Annotated in this window: 18 protein-coding genes; 12 read left to right on the top strand and 6 right to left on the bottom strand. The window is 69.1% G+C overall.

Annotated features, from left to right (window positions below; all coding sequences use genetic code 11):
* Window positions 1–52: 52 nt before the first annotated feature.
* On the bottom strand, window positions 53–238 hold the full coding sequence (locus HNP44_RS20545) for a YegP family protein (protein WP_224650862.1): 186 nt from the start codon (window positions 236–238) through the stop codon (window positions 53–55).
* Window positions 239–431: 193 nt separating this feature from the next.
* Here HNP44_RS20545 and HNP44_RS20540 point away from each other — a divergent pair, with 193 nt between their 5' ends.
* The 5 genes from HNP44_RS20540 (at window position 432) to HNP44_RS20520 (ending at window position 6,665) form a co-directional block, all read left to right on the top strand.
* Window positions 432–1,589 carry an SPFH domain-containing protein gene (locus HNP44_RS20540; RefSeq protein WP_259144704.1) on the top strand — a complete coding sequence of 386 codons (1,158 nt, stop codon included), beginning with the start codon at window positions 432–434 and terminating at the stop codon, window positions 1,587–1,589.
* A gap of 161 nt (window positions 1,590–1,750) precedes the next feature.
* Window positions 1,751–2,848 carry a hypothetical protein gene (locus HNP44_RS20535; protein WP_259144702.1) on the top strand — a complete coding sequence of 366 codons (1,098 nt, stop codon included), beginning with the start codon at window positions 1,751–1,753 and terminating at the stop codon, window positions 2,846–2,848.
* A gap of 26 nt (window positions 2,849–2,874) precedes the next feature.
* Entirely contained in the window at window positions 2,875–3,309 is a 435-nt protein-coding gene (locus HNP44_RS20530) for a hypothetical protein (RefSeq protein WP_259144701.1), read from the top strand.
* A gap of 68 nt (window positions 3,310–3,377) precedes the next feature.
* Complete coding sequence (gene polA / locus HNP44_RS20525) at window positions 3,378–6,053, top strand: DNA polymerase I (RefSeq protein ID WP_259144740.1); 2,676 nt, start codon at window positions 3,378–3,380, stop codon at window positions 6,051–6,053.
* Between the two features lie 12 nt (window positions 6,054–6,065).
* A complete protein-coding gene (locus HNP44_RS20520) occupies window positions 6,066–6,665 on the top strand; it encodes a hypothetical protein (RefSeq protein ID WP_259144700.1) in 600 nt (199 codons plus the stop codon).
* A 42-nt stretch (window positions 6,666–6,707) separates the two neighbouring features.
* Here the strand turns inward: HNP44_RS20520 and HNP44_RS20515 are convergent, their stop codons facing one another.
* Window positions 6,708–7,343, bottom strand: coding sequence for an isochorismatase family protein (locus HNP44_RS20515; protein ID WP_259144699.1), 636 nt, complete (start codon window positions 7,341–7,343; stop codon window positions 6,708–6,710).
* A gap of 136 nt (window positions 7,344–7,479) precedes the next feature.
* On the opposite strand from HNP44_RS20515, the gene HNP44_RS20510 reads away from it, so the two are divergent.
* From HNP44_RS20510 to HNP44_RS20500, 3 genes are all read left to right on the top strand, one after another.
* Window positions 7,480–8,424: a GlxA family transcriptional regulator gene (locus HNP44_RS20510; RefSeq protein ID WP_259144698.1), complete on the top strand. Its 945-nt coding sequence runs from the start codon at window positions 7,480–7,482 to the stop codon at window positions 8,422–8,424.
* Between the two features lie 197 nt (window positions 8,425–8,621).
* Window positions 8,622–9,230, top strand: a complete 609-nt coding sequence (locus HNP44_RS20505; RefSeq protein ID WP_259144697.1) for an HAD family hydrolase — start codon at window positions 8,622–8,624, stop codon at window positions 9,228–9,230.
* Between the two features lie 92 nt (window positions 9,231–9,322).
* Window positions 9,323–9,667 carry a helix-turn-helix domain-containing protein gene (locus HNP44_RS20500; protein ID WP_259144696.1) on the top strand — a complete coding sequence of 115 codons (345 nt, stop codon included), beginning with the start codon at window positions 9,323–9,325 and terminating at the stop codon, window positions 9,665–9,667.
* Between the two features lie 11 nt (window positions 9,668–9,678).
* Here HNP44_RS20500 and HNP44_RS20495 read toward each other — a convergent pair whose 3' ends face one another.
* The 4 genes from HNP44_RS20495 to HNP44_RS20480 all read right to left on the bottom strand — a co-directional run bounded on the left by HNP44_RS20495 (window position 9,679) and on the right by HNP44_RS20480 (window position 11,939).
* Window positions 9,679–10,077 carry a hemophore-related protein gene (locus HNP44_RS20495; RefSeq protein WP_259144695.1) on the bottom strand — a complete coding sequence of 133 codons (399 nt, stop codon included), beginning with the start codon at window positions 10,075–10,077 and terminating at the stop codon, window positions 9,679–9,681.
* Between the two features lie 37 nt (window positions 10,078–10,114).
* Window positions 10,115–10,468 carry a hemophore-related protein gene (locus HNP44_RS20490; RefSeq protein WP_259144694.1) on the bottom strand — a complete coding sequence of 118 codons (354 nt, stop codon included), beginning with the start codon at window positions 10,466–10,468 and terminating at the stop codon, window positions 10,115–10,117.
* A gap of 118 nt (window positions 10,469–10,586) precedes the next feature.
* Window positions 10,587–11,027, bottom strand: coding sequence for a hypothetical protein (locus HNP44_RS20485; protein ID WP_259144693.1), 441 nt, complete (start codon window positions 11,025–11,027; stop codon window positions 10,587–10,589).
* A gap of 126 nt (window positions 11,028–11,153) precedes the next feature.
* On the bottom strand, window positions 11,154–11,939 hold the full coding sequence (locus HNP44_RS20480; protein ID WP_259144739.1) for a class I SAM-dependent methyltransferase: 786 nt from the start codon (window positions 11,937–11,939) through the stop codon (window positions 11,154–11,156).
* A gap of 166 nt (window positions 11,940–12,105) precedes the next feature.
* Between HNP44_RS20480 and rpsA the strand changes: the two genes are divergently transcribed.
* From rpsA to HNP44_RS20460, 4 genes are all read left to right on the top strand, one after another.
* Window positions 12,106–13,590: a 30S ribosomal protein S1 gene (gene rpsA / locus HNP44_RS20475; RefSeq protein ID WP_259144692.1), complete on the top strand. Its 1,485-nt coding sequence runs from the start codon at window positions 12,106–12,108 to the stop codon at window positions 13,588–13,590.
* A gap of 128 nt (window positions 13,591–13,718) precedes the next feature.
* Window positions 13,719–14,978: a hypothetical protein gene (locus HNP44_RS20470; RefSeq protein WP_259144691.1), complete on the top strand. Its 1,260-nt coding sequence runs from the start codon at window positions 13,719–13,721 to the stop codon at window positions 14,976–14,978.
* Between the two features lie 9 nt (window positions 14,979–14,987).
* Window positions 14,988–15,866, top strand: coding sequence for a dephospho-CoA kinase (gene coaE / locus HNP44_RS20465; protein WP_259144689.1), 879 nt, complete (start codon window positions 14,988–14,990; stop codon window positions 15,864–15,866).
* A 128-nt stretch (window positions 15,867–15,994) separates the two neighbouring features.
* Window positions 15,995–17,683, top strand: a complete 1,689-nt coding sequence (locus tag HNP44_RS20460; RefSeq protein ID WP_259144688.1) for an amino acid permease — start codon at window positions 15,995–15,997, stop codon at window positions 17,681–17,683.
* The last annotated feature ends 2 nt before the right edge of the window (window positions 17,684–17,685 follow it).

Here is a 17,685-nt window from a genome sequence, read left to right as displayed (position 1 = left end):
TCGATTCCAGACCCTGTCACGATGTCAAGGTCAAGCGCCGCAGGTCAGCGGCTCACTCCTTGTCGACGTCGACCACCTTCGCGCCCTCGGCGGCACGCGCGACCGCGGCCGCACCGTCGTGGGCGCCCTTGCGCGATGCGTAGGCCTGGCCCGAGGCCACGACCTCTCCGTTGCCGGCCTTGAGCCGGAACCGGAACTTGCCGGCGTTGTCCTCGTACACCTCGAACTTGCCTGCCATCTGGAGCGCCTTTCTCGTGGTGATCCCCGTCGTCGGGGCCGGATGCAGCGTATGACGTCGCCCACGGGAATGTGAGGCGAAGCGTTCGACACGCCGGATCAAGATCGCCCCGATCCGAACCGGCATCAGCGAGCGCTCAGCTGATGCCAAGGCGCGTGGCTATCGTGGAATCCGAACGGCAACGACGACAGGGGTGGCAGCGCTGATGGGCATCATGGACCGGGTCCGGGGCGAACTCGTCGACATCATCGAGTGGCTGGAGGACAACCGCTCGACGATGGCGTGGCGGTTCCCGCGCTACAACAACGAGATCAAGAACGGTGCGCAGCTCATCGTCCGTGAGGGCCAAGAGGCACTGTTCGTCTACCGCGGACAGCTCGCCGACCGGTACGGCCCCGGCAACTACCAGCTGGTCTCCGAGAACATGCCCGTCATGTCCACGCTGCAGGGGTGGCCGCACGGCTTCAAGAGCCCGTTCCGCAGCGAGGTCTACTTCGTCAACACCCGCCCCATCACCGACCTGCGGTGGGGCACCGCGAACCCGATCACCATCCGGGACCAGGACTTCGGCATGGTCCAGGTGCGCGCCAACGGGCTCTGTGTCGTGCGGGTGGTCGACTCGCCCACTTTCCTGCGGCAGGTCATCGGCACCGATTCCAACGTCGACTCGGACGAGATCGCCGAGCTGCTCCGCCGCACCATCACCACGGCCTTCTCCGAGATGCTCATCGAGACCGGGGTGGGCGCGATCGACCTGCAGGCCCGGCAGCGGGAACTCGCCGCGAAACTGCAGGATTACGTGCAGTCGAAGATCAACCAGCAGTACGGACTGGCGTGCGAGGCCATCGAGCTCAACATCTCCCTCCCCGACGAGATCACGCAGGCCATGACCCGCGGCGTCGCGCGCGGGTTGGAGGAGAAGGGCTACTACGGCAACGTCGGCGATATGAACCGGTTCCAGCAGGGCCGCGCCGCCGACGCGATGCTCGGCGCCGCCACCAACGAGGGCGGCGGCGGGGCCAGCGACTTCCTCGGCGCGGGCATGGGCATGGCCATGGGGCAGCAATTCGCCCAGAACTTCCAGAACCAGCAGGTCCCGGCTCAGGGCGCGCAACCGGGCCCCGGTGCGGCGCAACCCGGCCCGCCGCCGCTGCCGACCGCGCAGGTCTTCCACGTCGAGCAGAATGGGCAGTCCGCCGGGCCCTTCCCGATCGAACAACTGCGCACCCTGAACCTCACCCCGCAGACCCTCGTCTGGACGCCCGCGCTGACCGGCTGGACCCCGGCCGGGCAGGTGCCCGCCCTGGCGTCCCTGTTCGGGCAGACGCCGCCGCTGCCGCCTCGGTCGTAGCCATGACGACGCCGCCCCCGCTGCCAGGTAGCCCCGGGTGGCAACCCGAACAGCAGCGCCCGGATCCCACGGGACCGCCGCGCCCGCCGCGCCCCGTCGAACCCGAGCCGGCACGACCCCACCAGCTCGTGCCGGGCGTACCGTCGGCGAACGATCGCGAGATGCTGCAGGTGACAGAGCAGACTCGTACCTACCCGTGCGGCAACTGTGGCGACGCCCTCGTCTACGACCCCGCGATCGGGAAGCTGCGCTCGCCGAGCTGCGGCAGCACCTACCCGGTGCTGCTCGACACGAGCAAGTCCCTGGTACCGCATCCGCTGGGGCCCACCATGAACGCGCTCTACGCACGTGCCGCGTCGTCGGAGCAGGTGCCCGTCGTCGACCACGAAGTGGTGTGCCAGAACTGCGGCGGCCACACGCTGTTCAGCGGCACCCTCACAGCCGTGCGGTGCCCGTACTGCAACACCCCGATCCAGCGCACCGACGTGCAGGTCGCGCCCGCGCGGCTCCCGGTCGACGGCATCCTGCCGCTGCGGGTCGGAGAGGACCAGGCGCGGCAGAACATCGAATCCTGGGTCGACAGCCGATGGTTCGCGCCGCGCGAGTTCAAGAAGTACCGCGTGCTCGGCTCGTTCACCAGCGTCTACCTCTCGTACTACAGCTACGACGCCGAGGTGACCACCGACTACTCGGGGGCACGAGGCGAGCGACGGACACGGCGCGACCGTGACGGCAACATCGAGACCTACACCGATTGGTATCCGGCGAGCGGGCGGGTGCACGACAGCATCCGGCAGCTCGCCGAGTCCGCCAACACGGGGCTTGACTCCGACCGCGTCCGTGACCTCGAGCCCTGGCCCACCGAACAGTCCGTCACCTACACGCCGGAGTTCGTGGCGGGTCACCTGGCGCGCACCTACGACGGTGACGCGGCGCAGGTCTTCGAGGCGCAGGCGCGGCCGCGGATCGAGAGCATCGTCGAGAACACGGTGCGCCGTGACATCGGCGGCGACGAGCAGCGGATCAGCCGGATGACCCCGATGTACCAGTCGATCGACTTCCTCTACCTGCTGATGCCGGTGTGGCTGCTCACCGTCACCTTCGGAGGCAGGCCCTTCCAGGTCTTCGTCAACGGCGTGACCGGCGAAGTGCAAGGTCAGCGACCGTGGAGCGCGATCAAGATCGCCTTCGCCGTCACCCTCGGGTTGCTGCTGGTCGGGCTGGCGGTGTACCTGTACATGCAGGCCCGCGGCGGGTAGCCGCCGCGGCGGCGAGGAGGAACGTCATGTCGTGGATCATCGTTGCGGTGCTCGCGGTCGTCGTGCTGGCCGTGCTCGCGGCCACCGGCTTCGCGGTCGCGCTCGTGCGCAACAGTCGCCGGCAGCAGCAGGCCGAGGCCGCCATGCCCTTCCCGTCGCGCGCCCCGCTGTCCTGGTCCGGCTCGCACGTCCCCGAGGCGCGCTTGCACCGCCGCATCCGGAAGGCGTTGCGCGCCTTCGATCAGCCCGCTGGCGTGCTGTCCGCGGCGCAACTGGACGCACAGGTCACGCTCACCGTCGCCGCCCAGGAACTCGACGACCGGCTCGTGACCATCGCCGCGCTGCCCGAGGCGGAGAAGGCCCCGGCGGTCGAGTCCGCGACCGCGGACGTCGCCGACCTGGAGCGACGCATCGCCGACACGGTCGTCGTGCGGCCCCAGCTGCCGCCCACAGCGACCTGACGGAAGCTGTCGGGGGCGATCACTAGACTGCCGGTGTGACTTCAGCGAACTCCTCGACCAAGCCCACGATGCTGCTGATCGACGGGCACTCGATGGCGTTCCGCGCCTTCTTCGCTCTCCCGCTCGACGGTGGCCGCTTCCGCACCAAGTCGGGGCAGCCGACCAACGCGGTGTACGGCTTCACGTCGATGCTGATCAAGCTGCTCAAGGAGGAGGCGCCCGGCTACGTCGCCGCGGCCTTCGACGTCTCCCGGCAGACCTTCCGTGCCGAGATGTTCCCCGAGTACAAGGCGCAGCGCAGCTCCGCTCCGGACGACTTCCGCGGTCAGGTGGACGTGGTGAAGGACGTCCTCGGCGCCATGGGCATCCCCACCATGGCGCAGGAGGGCTTCGAGGCGGACGACATCATCGCCACGATGACCACCCGGGCCCAGGAGCAGGGGTTCAAGGTCCTCATCGTCACCGGCGACCGCGATGCGCTGCAGCTGGTGAACGACGACGTCACTGTCCTCTACCCGCGCAAGGGCGTCTCGGACCTCACCCGGTTCACGCCCGAGGAGGTGGAGGCCAAGTACGGACTCACCCCGGCGCAGTACCCGGACTACGCCGCGCTGCGGGGCGACCCGTCGGACAACCTGCCCGGCATCCCGGGCGTCGGCGAGAAGACGGCCGCCAAGTGGATCCGCGAGTATGGGAACCTCGAGGGCCTGGTCACGAACGTCGACAAGGTCAAGGGCAAGGTCGGCGACTCGCTGCGCGAGAACCTCGCGACGGTGCAGCTCAACCGGCAGATCACCGAGATGGTGCGGGACATGACGCTGCCCTACGCGCCTGAGGACCTGGCGCTGCAACCCTGGAACCGCGAGGCCATCCACCAGCTCTTCGACGACCTCGAGTTCCGGGTGCTCCGTGAGCGGATCTTCACCGAGCTCGCCAGCACAGAGCCGGAGGCCGACGAGGGCTTCGAGATCTCCGGCGGCATCGTCGCGGCGGGCACCGTCGCCGAGTGGCTCGCGGAGCACGGCGCCTCGGGTGCGCGGTCCGGGCTCGGCGTCATCGGCCCGGAGGTCGTGGTCGACGGTGACGCGGAGGCCGTCGTGGTTGCGGCTCCCGACGGCGAGGGCGGCTACATCGAGCTCTCCTCGCTGACCCCGGACGACGAGGCCGCGCTCGGCGCCTGGCTGGCCGACGAGGCGCAGCCCAAGGCGGTGCACGAGGCCAAGTGGGCCATGCACGCGCTGTCCAGCCGCGGCTGGACGCTCGGCGGCCTCACGTCGGATACCGCGATCGCCGCGTACCTGGTGCGCCCCGGCCAGCGCACCTTCAACCTCGACGATCTTTCAGTCCGGTACCTGCACCGCGAGCTGCGCGTCGAGGCCGCAGGCGACGACTCACAGCTCTCGCTCCTCGACGATCCGGACGACTCGGCGGGAGAGAAGGCGCAGCAGGCGATCCTGCGGGCCCGTGCCGTCGCCGACCTGGCGGACGCGCTCGACGGCGAGCTGGACAACATCGAGTCGCGACCGCTGCTCGCGGAGATGGAACTGCCGCTGCTCCGCGTGCTGGACGTCATGGAATCCACCGGCATCGCGGTCGACACGGAGCACCTCGAGTCGTTGCACAGCGAGTTCAGCGAGCGGATCCGCGCCGCGGAGGCCTCGGCCTTCGAGGAGATCGGGGAACAGATCAACCTCGGTTCGCCCAAGCAGCTGCAGGTGATCCTGTTCGAGAAGCTGGGCCTGCCGAAGACGAAGAAGACCAAGACCGGCTACACCACCGACGCGGCGGCGCTCGAGGCGCTCTACGAGAAGGAGCCGCATCCGTTCCTGCAGTACCTGCTGGAGCACCGAGACGCGACGCGGCTCAAGGTCACCGTCGAGGGCCTGCTCAAGACGGTCGCCTCGGACGGGCGGATCCACTCAACGTTCAACCAGACCGTGGCGGCCACCGGCCGGCTCTCGTCGACCGACCCCAACCTGCAGAACATCCCGGTGCGCACCGAGGCCGGCCGGCAGATCCGGCACGCCTTCGTCGCGGGCGAGGGTTACGAGACGCTGATGACGGCCGACTACAGCCAGATCGAGATGCGGATCATGGCGCACCTCTCCGGCGACGAGGGCCTCATCGAGGCCTTCAATACTGGTGAGGACCTGCACAACTTCGTCGGCTCCAAGGCTTTCGGCGTCCCGATCGACGAGGTCACGCCCGACATGCGTCGCCGCGTCAAGGCGATGTCGTACGGCCTCGCCTACGGGCTCTCGGCCTTCGGCCTCGCCGCGCAGTTGAAGATCTCGCGCGACGAGGCGAAGGACCAGATGGAGGCGTACTTCGCCCGCTTCGGCGGGGTGCGCGACTACCTCCAGGACGTGGTCACGGAGGCCACGCGCAACGAGTACACGGAGACCATCTACGGCCGTCGCCGGTACCTGCCGGATCTCACGTCGACCAACCGGATGCGCCGCGAGGCCGCCGAGCGGATGGCGCTCAACGCGCCCATTCAGGGCAGCGCCGCGGACATCATCAAGGTCGCGATGATCCGCCTGCAGGAGAAGATCGCCGCCGCCGGTCTGACCTCGCGCATGCTGCTCCAGGTGCACGACGAGCTCGTGCTCGAGGTGGCCGCGGGGGAGCGGGATCAGCTGGAGGCCCTGGTGCGCGACACGATGGGCAACGCCGCGGAGCTGTCCGTCCCGCTGGAGGTCTCCGTCGGCTACGGCCGCAGCTGGGACGATGCCGCGCACTAATAGCATGTCTTCATGCACCAACCTGAATACGTATATGCCGAGCCCCGGCGGATGAAGCTCGGCCGAGGGGCCATCCTCACGGGGCTGGTCCTGTGGACGGTCTCGATGGCCCACTCGTACTTCAGGCTCAACCTGTGGATCCTCGACCTCGTCGTCGTACCGACGATGTGGATCTGCTTCGTTGCAGGCTTCGGCATGGTTATCGCGGGCTTCGCCGGCCGTGGGCGGGGCGGCCTGCTCGGTGTGCTCATCGTGGTACCGGTGATGACACTGATCACCGTCGTGGTCGGCGCGTGGTGGTGGATGTCTCCGCGTACGTGGTTCGCCTCGCATCGTGTGCTGTACGAGCACGCCCTCACCGTCGAGATCGGCACCGGCTACTACGGCAGGTTGCCCATGCACCTGCGGTTTCTCACCGAACGCGGATTCGCCTCGCAGTGGAGCGACGGCGCGCGCTTCTTCCCGCAATGGACGGGAATCCCGGACGATGCGGGCGGGTTCATCCACAGCCCGTCGGGTAGCCCGGAGGGGCGCGACATGTATGGGATGGGCTGCACCGATCCGGTGTCGCTGGGCGGCGACTGGTGGATGTGCGGGATGCGTTCCTGGTGACCCGTGGGGGTGGCCGGCGCGCCGCCCCCACGGATCTATCGATCAGTTCTCGGCGCGGCCCTGCACGGCCGAGGAGCCGAGGTCGCCCGTCTCTAGCGGGCTCCCCGCCGCGACTGCGGCGAGCCAGGTCTCGGTGTCGGCGACCGCCGCCCAGTTCGAGTGGAGCAGCACCATGAGCGTTTCGTGGATCTGCTGTGCGGAGGCGCTTCCGGCGGCGTTGGACAGGTGGATCGCACCGGTGGCGTCCGAAAGCACCTCGACGGCGAGGCCCTCGGGCTCGGCTGCGGCGGCGCTGGCCAGGACGCAGTTGTTGGTCATGTAGCCGACGAGAGTCAGCGTGTCGATAGCGTTGTCGCGCAGCCACTCCGGCAGGCCCTCGGAGGTGAGCACGCTCGAGCGCTGCTTCACGACGTGCGTCGCGACCGCGTCACTGCGCGCGGCGACATCCGGGTGCAGGCGTGCGCCCTCGGATCCCTCGGCGAAAACGGGAGCTCCCTCGGGCCAGACGTGCGCGACGGTCACGATCGGAACACCGGCTTCCTGCGCGGCGTCCATCGCGGCGAGGATCCGCTTGAGCGATTCGACGCTGGGAGGGTAAGCCACTGCCAGCGGGCGGTCCTCGTCGAAGTACTCGTTCTGGACGTCGACGACGACGAGGGCGCGGCGGGGTGTGGTCATGGGATCTGCTCCTGTGCATAGGGATCGGATGCGTGGGCGGGTGGTGCTGTTCCGCTTGAGATCCATACTCGCGCCGCTCGGCGGGGTAGCGTGAGTGGCAGAATTACTGATCTTCGATGGAATCAGGACAAACGCAGTGCAGATCGCTGTTCACGCCTTCGACGGCATTTCGATGTTCCATCTCTCCACACCCCTGATCGCCGTCGGCGAGGTCGGCCGCCTCGGGCTCGCCTCCGACTGGGACACCGGCATTTGGAGCGCCGGAGGAGGCACCGTCCGCGGGCTCGACGGCGTCACCATCACCACCGTGGACCGGGCGGCGGCGCGCGGGGCCGACCTCCTCGTCTTCCCTTCGTGGCCGAACGACTTACCGGAGCCCGGCGCGGACCTCGTCGAGGAGATCCGCGCCGCGCACGCCCGCGGCGCGATGATCGCCGGCCTGTGCCTCGGTGCCTTCCCGGTCGTCGCCTCGGGCATCCTCGACGGCCGCACCGCGACCACCCACTGGGCCTCGGAGGCCGAACTCGCGCAGCGGTACCCGGCGGTCACCGTGCGGGCGGAGGGCCTCTACGTGGATCACGGCGACGTCCTCACCTCGGCAGGCACCGCCTCGGCACTGGACGCCTGTCTCCACGTGGTGCGGACGAGGCTCGGATCGACCGCGGCGACGGCACTGGCCCGATACCTGGTGATCGCGCCGCACCGCGATGGCGACCAGGCCCAGTACATCGACCGCCCGGTGCCCGCCGCGGGTGAGGGGCCCATCGGGATCGCGACGACCTGGGCGCTGGCGAACCTCGATGCCCCGCTCACGGTCGACGACCTCGCGGCGCGGGTGAACATGAGCCCGCGGAACTTCGCGCGCAGGTTCCAGGAGAGCGTAGGCGTGAGCCCCGCCAAGTGGGTCCTCAGCCGCCGCCTGGACGAGTCCCGGCGCCTGCTAGAGAACACCACCTGGAGCATCGACCGGATAGCGCGCGCCAGCGGCTTCGCCAGCGCTGTGACCTTCCGGCAGAACTTCGTTCGGCGCTACTCGACCACGCCGACCTCGTACCGTCACCGGTTCACCGAGGCGCACTGACCGTGCCCCGCGTCCGCGAAGCCTTCCACCTCCTCGGCCAGCCCGCGCCGGTGGCGGCGCGCTGGCTCGGTCGTAGGGCGTGCGGCACACCCGGCACGGCGACGAGCTCGCCTTCCCCGACGCGCTGGACTCGGGGCTGATCGCCGGATCATGTGTGCCGGTGCCCGGCAGGACGCCGGAGCGTAGCGTGGCTCGCTGTGTTCACCATCGGCTTCGACCTGGACCTCACGCTGATCGACTCGCGGCAGCGCATCCTCACGGCGGCTCAGCGCGCCTTCGCGGATCTCGGGCACGCGGTCGACGACGCGTTGCTCCTGCCGCACATGGGGGTGCCGATCGACGACGTGGCGCGCGAGGTGGTGCCGGGGGTCGACGCGGACCGCTTCCTGCAGCGCTACCGGCAGCACTACGACACCGATTCGACGACGCCGGTCCCCGTCCTGCCGGGCGCGGAGGAGCTCCTCGCGGCAATTCGGGCGGCGGGAGGTGCGTCCGTCGTTGTGTCGGCGAAGCAGCAGGCGGCCGCCGAGCGGGCCGTGGCGGAGGCTGGCCTCGACGTCATGGCAGTGGTCGGCGGGCACTTCGGGGAGCGGAAGGGTGACGCGCTCCGTCGATTCGGGAACGTTCGCGCCTACCTCGGCGACCACGTGGAGGATGCGGCGGCGGCCCGCTCGGCCGGGTGCCCGTTCATCGGGGTCACGACTGGCGAGTTCGGCGACTGCGCGCTCCTACGGGCCGGGGCGGCGCGCACCGTTGGACATCTCGCCGAGGTGGTCGCGCTACTGCCCGAGTACGCGGTCACCTGAAAACGCCCGGGAGCTGGACTTTCGCTCCGAAGTTTGATATTGCATAACCTATGGGGCAGACAATCGGGGGAGCATCGGACACCGTATATCCGATGAAGGCGCGGAAGATCGAGTGGGACACCTACGGCGACTCGCTGGCGCGCCGTTTGGTGACGCTGCGCAAGTCACGTGGGCTGTCGCAGGAGAAGCTCGCCGAGTCGGCGGGGCTGCACCGGAATCAGATCTCGAACATCGAGCGCAACGTGAGCTCGAACGACGGGGTCTCGGACCCGCACATGTCCACCGTGTACAGGCTGGCAGCGGCGCTGGATGTGCCGCCGGCGCTCTTGATGCCGGATCTCGACCGCCGAGTGGCGAACCGCTCGCCAGAACAGGCATCGGGCAAGGCGATCGCAGCGGTCGAGGCGACGCTGCGGTCAGCCCTCGACGAGGGCTGACCGCCGATGGACTACTTGGCCTTCGCGGAGCCGCAGGTGCGGTAGGCGTCGGCGACGGCGCGCTGAACGTTCGCCTGCTCGCCGGCCAGACTCATGGCCGCGCCGGTGCCGCGGAAGGCGAGGGCCGCCACGCGGAGCTGGCGGGTCAGCCCGTCCGAGGCAGCGATGTCCGCGAACTCCTGCGGGCCGCCCGCGGCATCCTCGAGGCGCTTGGCCAGGCCCGGCGACGAGCGGTCGATCGCGGCGCGGAGCTGGCCCACCGTGCACGAGGTGCCCGGCACGGCGCGCGCCGACGCGGCGTTCGGCTTGGGCGCGGGCTTCGGCGTTGGAGCTGCGGCGGCGAGTGGCGCGCCGGCCAATGCGATCGCGCCGAGGACGGCGGCGGTGGCGGCGGTGCGGCGGAAGGTCATGCGGGAGTGCCTTTCGGTGGCGTTGTCGAGATGGGGATCAGTACTTGTCGCAGGTTGCGATGACCTTGGCGATCTTCGCGTCGATGTCGGTGCGGTTGGCCCTGTAGTAGGCGGCTGCCGCAGGGTTGTCCTTGGTCAGCCGCTCGATGATCGCCTGGCGATCCTCGGGCTTGGCGGTGAGGAGCTCGGTCGCCTGGTCGCGGCCGCCCGGGGTGGCGTCCATGACCGCGATCGCCTCGGGGGCGATGACCTGCGTCGCGCGCTCGACCTGCGCGACGGTGCACTTGGTGCCGGGGACCTTGTCGGTCGGCGCGGCGGAGGCGACGGCGGGGACCACAGCGAGGGCTCCCGCGAGGGCTGCGACCGCGGCGGCGATGCGGATCCGGTTCATGACTGTCTCCTGTTCGGGGCGGTGACGACTGCCCAGCGAGAGTACCGGTTCGGCAGGAACGACGAAAGGACGGCGCCGGGCAAGAACAACCCGGTGCCGCCCGATCGAAACCCCTGTACTAGCTGGTGGTGCAGGTCGCCTTGATCGCCGTGATCTTCTGCTCCACCTGGGCCTTCGTGGGCTTCGTCTTGCCGTCGCGCGCCTTCGGGTGGGCCGGCTTCGTCTGCCCGGGGTGCGTCTTCTGCCATTCCGCCTTACGGGCGTCGTGGGCCTTCTTCGCCGCGTCTCGAGCTGCCTTGCGCTGCTCGGGGGTCTTCACGAGCATCTGCTCGAACCGGTCCTTTGCCTTGGCGTTGGTGCTGATGTGCCGCCAGAACTCCGGCGCGACCTTCGCGGTGGCGCGCTCGACCTGGCCGACGTTGCACTGGGTGCCGGGGACGGGTGCCGTCGGCGAGACCGGCGCGGCGTTGGCGGCGCCGGGTGCCAGCAGGGCCGCGCCGGACAGTGCCGCCATCGCGGCGGTCGCCGCGGCCAGCCGGGTTCGGGTGATTCGATTCATGCGCTTCTCCTCGGAACGGGCGGCCGCATTCGGGTCGCCCTCAGTGAGCAGACACGCCGCCGGTGAACGCGGGGCGTGAAGTACCTGTGAGTCCGCTGGAGAACGGGCACGGGCCCACACAAGCGACTATTGGGGCTTATCGCAGACGAAGATCGCCGTCCCCGGAAAGAGCGCTCCGCGCAGCGGACTCCACTGCCCCCACTCCTGGGTGAAGCCCTCGGGCCACTCCGGCTCGATCACGTCCACCACCCGCAGGCCGGCGCTGACGATCTCCCGGATCCGGTCGCCCACCGTGCGATGGTGCTCGACATACGTCGGCGTCCCGGCGTCGTCCGTCTCCACATACGGTGACCTATCGAAGTACGACAGGGTCGCGACGAGGCCCTCCGGCCCAGGATCGTCGAGGAACATCCACCGCATCGGATGGTTGACGGAGAAGACGAACCGGCCGCCGGGGCGCAGCACGCGGTACGCCTCCGTCATCACGCGCGCCGAATCCGCGACGAAGGGGATCGCGCCGAAGGCCGAACAGGCGACGTCGGCGGCACCGTCGGCGACGGGGAGGTTCTCCGCCCCGGCCTGGACCAGAAGGGGGTTCCCATTGCGCACGTGGGGGAGCCCGCGGCGGAGCATGCCGGCCGAGATGTCGATCCCGACCACCGTCGCGCCCCGCGCAGCGAGCCAGCGGGCGCAGGGGGCGCTGCCGCAGCCTATCTCCACCGCCACGGTTCCGGGCCCGACGGTGCCGAGCAGTCCGGCGTCGGACTCGCGGAGGCTCTCCGGGCACCAGACGAACTCGCCGTCGGCGGTGTCCACGCCGAGAAAGGCGGCGTGCTCCGCATGGTAGGCCTCCGCGTCGGAGTCCCACCAAGAGCGGTTCGTGGCCTCGGAGCCCGCGCTGTCGCGGCGCATGTCCGGTTTGGGGCGGTGAGACACGGGAGTGAACCTCTCGGCATCGGGTGCGACGAGGGCGGTTTGCCCAGCTAGCGGGCAGGGGAGTAGCCTGTACCACGCGTGTGCCCATGCGTGCGCGATTTAGACCCACACTACTAGCACCCTGTCCGGAGCAACTTACCCAATGCCCACCACCACCGTTACGTCCCCGCAGGTCGCCGTCAACGACATCGGCACCGCGGAGGATTTCCTCGCCGCGATCGACGCCACGATCAAGTACTTCAACGATGGCGACATCGTCGAGGGCACCATCGTCAAGGTCGACCGTGACGAGGTCCTGCTCGACATCGGTTACAAGACCGAGGGTGTCATCCCCTCCCGTGAGCTGAGCATCAAGCACGACGTAGACCCGTCCGAGGTCGTCAACGTCGGCGATGCCGTCGAGGCTCTCGTCCTCACCAAGGAGGACAAGGAAGGCCGCCTGATCCTGTCCAAGAAGCGCGCGCAGTACGAGCGCGCTTGGGGCACGATCGAGGAGCTCAAGGAGAAGGACGAGGCCGTCAAGGGCACCGTCATCGAGGTGGTCAAGGGTGGTCTCATCCTGGACATCGGCCTCCGCGGCTTCCTCCCGGCCTCGCTGGTCGAGATGCGTCGTGTGCGCGACCTCCAGCCGTACATCGGCAAGGAGATCGAGGCGAAGATCATCGAGCTCGACAAGAACCGCAACAACGTGGTCCTGTCGCGCCGTGCGTGGCTCGAGCAGACCCAGTCCGAGGTCCGCAGCGAGTTCCTGCACCAGCTGCAGAAGGGCCAGGTCCGCAAGGGCGTCGTGTCCTCGATCGTCAACTTCGGTGCCTTCGTGGACCTGGGCGGCGTCGACGGCCTGGTGCACGTCTCGGAGCTGTCCTGGAAGCACATCGATCACCCGTCCGAGGTGGTCACCGTGGGCGACGAGGTCACCGTCGAGGTCCTCGACGTCGACCTGGACCGCGAGCGCGTCTCGCTGTCGCTCAAGGCGACCCAGGAGGATCCGTGGCGTCAGTTCGCCCGGACTCACGCCATCGGCCAGATCGTGCCCGGCAAGGTCACCAAGCTCGTTCCGTTCGGCGCGTTCGTCCGCGTCGAGGAGGGCATCGAGGGCCTCGTCCACATCTCGGAGCTGGCCGAGCGCCACGTCGAGGTCCCGGACCAGGTCGTCTCGGTCGGCGACGACGCCATGGTGCGCGTCATCGACATCGACCTCGAGCGTCGTCGCATCTCGCTGAGCCTCAAGCAGGCCAACGAGGACTACGCGGAGGAGTTCGACCCGTCGAAGTACGGCATGGCCGACAGCTACGACGAGAACGGCGAGTACATCTTCCCCGAGGGCTTCGACCCCGAGACCAACGAGTGGCTCGAGGGCTTCGACAAGCAGCGCGAGGAGTGGGAGGGTCGCTACGCCGAGGCGGAGCGTCGCCACAAGATGCACACCGCGCAGATGGAGAAGTTCGCGGCCGACGAGGCCGCCGAGGCTGCTGCCGGTGGTCCGGCCGCGGGTGGCGCGAACTACTCGAGCGAGTCGTCCTCGAACGACCGTGGCGGCAACGAGGCCCCGCAGAGCACCGGCGGTTCGCTGGCCAGCGATGCGCAGCTCGCTGCTCTCCGCGAGAAGCTGTCGGGCAACGCCTGATCCGCATCGACGCCGAACGCCCCGCATCCCTCACAGGGTGCGGGGCGTTCCCCGTCTCCGGCGAGGCATGCACGTATCGCCATGGGGAGCTTTGACAATGATTTTCATCAGCCGAGACACTTCTCCGCATGTCTCCCCGCTTCCGCAAGGCCGTCCCCTTCCTCCTCGTCGTTCTGCTTGCTGCCGGATGCAGTGACGCCGCAACCGAATCGGCATCCCCGTCCAGCTCCGCAGGCTCGGACGCCGACGCGCCTGGGGGCGCGACCGAACAGCGCCGCGCGACGCCGCGCCTCGCCATCACCTACGAGGGTGGGGTGCAGATCGTCGACGCCGCCACGTTCGAGCGCGTCGCGGACTTCCCCGGCGAGGGCTACCTCCGGGTCAACCCCGCCGGCGACGGCCGCCACGCCGTGCTCTCCGAGGGCGACGGCTTCCGCCTACTGGACCTCGGCTCCTGGTCCGTGCCCCACGGCGACCATCAGCACTTCTACACCGCTGCGCCTCGTCGCACCGACATCACGATCCAGGCACCCGAGCCCGGCCACGTAGTCCGCCATGACGGCCGTACCGTGTTCTTCTCCGACGGCACCGGCGTCGTCACGTCGATCGCCTCGGGCGCGGTGGGTGTCCCGGACGCACCTCGCGCGACGTACACCGCCCCGAAGCCGCACCACGGCGTCGCCGTCGAGCGGGCGGACGGCTCGATGCTCATCACGCTCGGCGACGAGAAGGCCCGTACCGGCGTCGCGATCCTCGACAAGGGCCGGAAGGAGATCGCCCGCAACGAGCAGTGCCCGGGCGTGCACGGTGAGGGTGCCGCCGAGGGTGGCGTCGTGCTCTTCGGCTGCGAGGACGGCGTGCTCGTGGTGCGCGGCAACGACATCGTGAAGACCGCTGCGCCCACGCCCGGCTACGCGCGGACCGGCAACGTCGCCGCCACCGAGGCGCATGCCGTGGTGCTCGGCGACTACAAGGTGGATAAGGCGGCGAAGCCTGAGCGGCCCACCCGGGTTAGCCTCATCGACACCCGCACCGGCGCGGTGAAGCTCGTCGACCTGCCTGCCTCCTACAGCTTCCGCTCCCTCGCGCGGGGCCAGTTCGGCGAGGCGCTCGTCCTCGGCACCGACGGCGTGCTCCGCGTCCTCGACCCGAACACGGGTGCCACGGTCCGCGAGGTCAAGGCCGCGGCGCCGTGGACCGAGGACGCGAACTGGCAGGAGCCGCGCCCCGCGGTCTTCACCCTGGGATCCACCGCCTACGTCACCGACCCGTCGGCCAAGTCGATCGTCGCGATCGATGTCCCCACCGGCAAGGAACTGCGCCGCGGCATCCTCGAGCACACGCCCGACGAGGTATCGGGCGTCACCGGGGTCGGCACCACTCACTAGTCTGAGCGCATGTTGCGAATCGGACTGACGGGCGGCATCGGTGCGGGCAAGTCGACGGTGGCGAAGGAGCTCGCCGCCCTTGGCGCCGTGATCGTCGACGGCGACAAGATCGCTCGCGAGGTCGTTGAACCGGGGACTCCCGGTCTCGCTGCCCTCGCCAAGGCCTTCGGCGAGGGCATCCTGGCCGCGGACGGCAGCCTCGACCGACCTGCGCTCGCCGCCATCGCCTTCTCCGACGACGAGTCCCGCGCCAAGCTCAACGCGATCACGCACCCGCTCGTGGGTGCGCGGTCCGCGGAGCTGATCGAGGCGGCCGGCCCCGACGCCGTGATCGTGCAGGACATCCCGCTGCTCGTGGAGAACAAGGTGGCGCCGATGTTCCACCTCGTGATCATCGTCTGGGTCGACGCGGAGGAGCGGGTCCACCGGCTCGTGGGCTCGCGCGGCATGGCAGAGGGCGATGCCCGCGCCCGTATCGCCGCCCAGGCGACCGACGAGCAGCGTCGCGCCGTCGCAGACGTCTGGCTGGAGAACACCGGCACCGAGGACGCGACGCGCGCCGCTGTCCGGGCGCTGTGGGCAGACCGCATCGCGCCGTACGCCGCCAACGTCGTCGCGCACCGCCCGGCCGCCGACGCCCCGCGGATCGTCGACCCGGCCTACGACGAGCGGCTCGCCGGGCGGCTGTGGGTCGCCCTCGGCGCGGACGCCTCCTCGGTCACGGCCGACGGCGCCGAGGCCGTCGTCGTGCTCGCCGACGGCGTGACCGTGGATGTGGTCGTGGAGAAGCTCGCGGCGGCGGGTTTCGCTCCGACGGGGCGGGGGGAGTTCGCGGGCTCCGACCCGGGGCGCGCGGTGACGGTGCGTATCACCCCCCGTCAGGATTAACGATCACATAATTCGTTCATTCGGCACGTATCGCCGAAACGTTCTGCGACGCCATCGGTTCGGGAACACACTGGTGGTCACCGCTGCCACAGGGGCAGCGCGTTGGGCGAACGAGACGAGGTCCGCAAGTGTCGGAGACACGGTCCATCGACGACCGACATCCCCCAGCGGGATTGACCCGCGAGGACGAGGGCTACAACAAGGGCATCAAGCCGCGCCAGCTGCAGATGATCGCTATCGGCGGCGCCATCGGCACCGGCCTGTTCCTCGGTGCCGGCGGCCGCCTCCACGACGCGGGGCCCGGCCTGTTCCTCGTGTACGCGGTGTGCGGCGTGTTCGTCTTCCTCATCCTCCGGGCGATGGGCGAGCTTGTCCTGCATCGCCCGTCGTCGGGATCGTTCGTCTCGTACGCCCGTGAGTTCTACGGGGAGAAGGCGGCGTTCGTTGCCGGCTGGATGTACTTCCTGAACTGGGCCATGACGGCGATTGTCGACACCACCGCGATCGCCACCTACTTCCACTACTGGAAGGCTTTCGATCCTGTTCCGCAGTGGCTCCTGGCCCTGATCGCGCTGGTGATCGTCCTGTCGGTCAACCTGGTCTCCGTCAAGCTGTTCGGCGAGATGGAGTTCTGGGCCGCCCTGATCAAGGTCGTCGCGCTCGTCGCCTTCCTCGTGATCGGTACGGTCTTCCTCGCTGGACGGTACGAGATCCAGGGCGCAAGCACCGGGCTGGGGATGGTGACGAACCACGGCGGATGGTTCCCGGTCGGGGCGCTGCCTTTGGTCGTCGTCACGTCGGGCGTGGTCTTCGCCTATGCGGCCGTCGAGCTCGTGGGTACCGCCGCCGGCGAGACGGAGAACCCTGAGAAGGTGATGCCCCGCGCGATCAACTCGGTGATCGCGCGCATCGCGATCTTCTACGTCGGTTCGGTGGTCCTCCTGGCTCTGCTGCTGCCGTACACGGATTACTCCGGTAAGGAGAGCCCGTTCGTCACGTTCTTCTCGAAGCTCGGCTTCGACGGAGCCGGCGACCTCATGAACGTCGTCGTGCTGACGGCGGCGTTCTCCAGCCTCAACGCCGGCCTGTACTCCACTGGGCGGATCCTGCGTTCTATGGCGATGAACGGCAGCGGTCCGAAGTTCACCGGGGTGATGTCCAAGCAGGGAGTGCCTTACGGCGGCATCATGCTCACGGCGGTGATCTGCCTGTTCGGTGTAGTGCTGAACGCCTTCAACCCCGGACAGGCGTTCGAGATCGTCCTCAATGTCTCCGCGCTCGGGATCCTCTCCTCGTGGGCCACGATCGTCCTCTGTCAGATGAAGCTCAAGTCCGAGGCCGATGCCGGCCGGATGACCCGGCCGAGCTTCCGCATGCCTCTGGCGCCGTGGTCTTCCTACGTCACCCTCGCGTTCCTGTTCGCGGTTCTGGTGCTCATGGGCTTCGACCGGCCGATCGGTACCTGGACGGTCGCCAGCCTCGTGGTGATCGTTCCGCTACTCATCGGCGGTTGGTACCTGGTCCGCGGCCGGGTACTGGAGGAGGCGCGCCTGCGCGAGGGGTACACCGGCGAGTTCCCCGTCGTCGCCAATGTACCGGTCGAGCCGGCCGAGGACCGTCCGTCTCGATGGGCACGCGTCCGGAATCGGTACGCCTCGCGCCCGCCCTTGTACGGCATGGCGTTGGTGTTCGCAGGTATGGCCGTCGTCGCGGTGACTGCCTACTACCACCTCGGTTGGTGGTCGATCATCGGCTATGCGGTCGCCGGCGTCATGGCGATCGTCGGCTTCGCGCTGGCCTTCCGGGACCTGTCCTAACG

Source organism: Tsukamurella ocularis (genome assembly GCF_024807615.1).
Lineage (GTDB): Bacteria > Actinomycetota > Actinomycetes > Mycobacteriales > Mycobacteriaceae > Tsukamurella > Tsukamurella ocularis.
Note: the sequence above shows the minus strand (reverse complement) of the source record. Positions and strands in the feature narration are given on the sequence as shown.

What these genes read in the sequence shown, in the direction of transcription:
- HNP44_RS20485 (WP_259144693.1), bottom strand. Translation starts at nt 11,027, where the DNA reads ATGAATCGAATCACCCGAACCCGGCTGGCCGCGGCGACCGCCGCGATG.
- HNP44_RS20480 (WP_259144739.1), bottom strand. Translation starts at nt 11,939, where the DNA reads ATGCGCCGCGACAGCGCGGGCTCCGAGGCCACGAACCGCTCTTGGTGG.
- HNP44_RS20535 (WP_259144702.1), top strand. Translation starts at nt 1,751, where the DNA reads ATGCTGCAGGTGACAGAGCAGACTCGTACCTACCCGTGCGGCAACTGT.
- polA (WP_259144740.1), top strand. Translation starts at nt 3,378, where the DNA reads ATGCTGCTGATCGACGGGCACTCGATGGCGTTCCGCGCCTTCTTCGCT.
- HNP44_RS20545 (WP_224650862.1), bottom strand. Translation starts at nt 238, where the DNA reads ATGGCAGGCAAGTTCGAGGTGTACGAGGACAACGCCGGCAAGTTCCGG.
- HNP44_RS20515 (WP_259144699.1), bottom strand. Translation starts at nt 7,343, where the DNA reads ATGACCACACCCCGCCGCGCCCTCGTCGTCGTCGACGTCCAGAACGAG.
- HNP44_RS20530 (WP_259144701.1), top strand. Translation starts at nt 2,875, where the DNA reads ATGTCGTGGATCATCGTTGCGGTGCTCGCGGTCGTCGTGCTGGCCGTG.
- HNP44_RS20490 (WP_259144694.1), bottom strand. Translation starts at nt 10,468, where the DNA reads ATGAACCGGATCCGCATCGCCGCCGCGGTCGCAGCCCTCGCGGGAGCC.
- coaE (WP_259144689.1), top strand. Translation starts at nt 14,988, where the DNA reads ATGTTGCGAATCGGACTGACGGGCGGCATCGGTGCGGGCAAGTCGACG.
- HNP44_RS20470 (WP_259144691.1), top strand. Translation starts at nt 13,719, where the DNA reads ATGTCTCCCCGCTTCCGCAAGGCCGTCCCCTTCCTCCTCGTCGTTCTG.
- HNP44_RS20500 (WP_259144696.1), top strand. Translation starts at nt 9,323, where the DNA reads ATGAAGGCGCGGAAGATCGAGTGGGACACCTACGGCGACTCGCTGGCG.
- HNP44_RS20495 (WP_259144695.1), bottom strand. Translation starts at nt 10,077, where the DNA reads ATGACCTTCCGCCGCACCGCCGCCACCGCCGCCGTCCTCGGCGCGATC.
- HNP44_RS20520 (WP_259144700.1), top strand. Translation starts at nt 6,066, where the DNA reads ATGCACCAACCTGAATACGTATATGCCGAGCCCCGGCGGATGAAGCTC.
- rpsA (WP_259144692.1), top strand. Translation starts at nt 12,106, where the DNA reads ATGCCCACCACCACCGTTACGTCCCCGCAGGTCGCCGTCAACGACATC.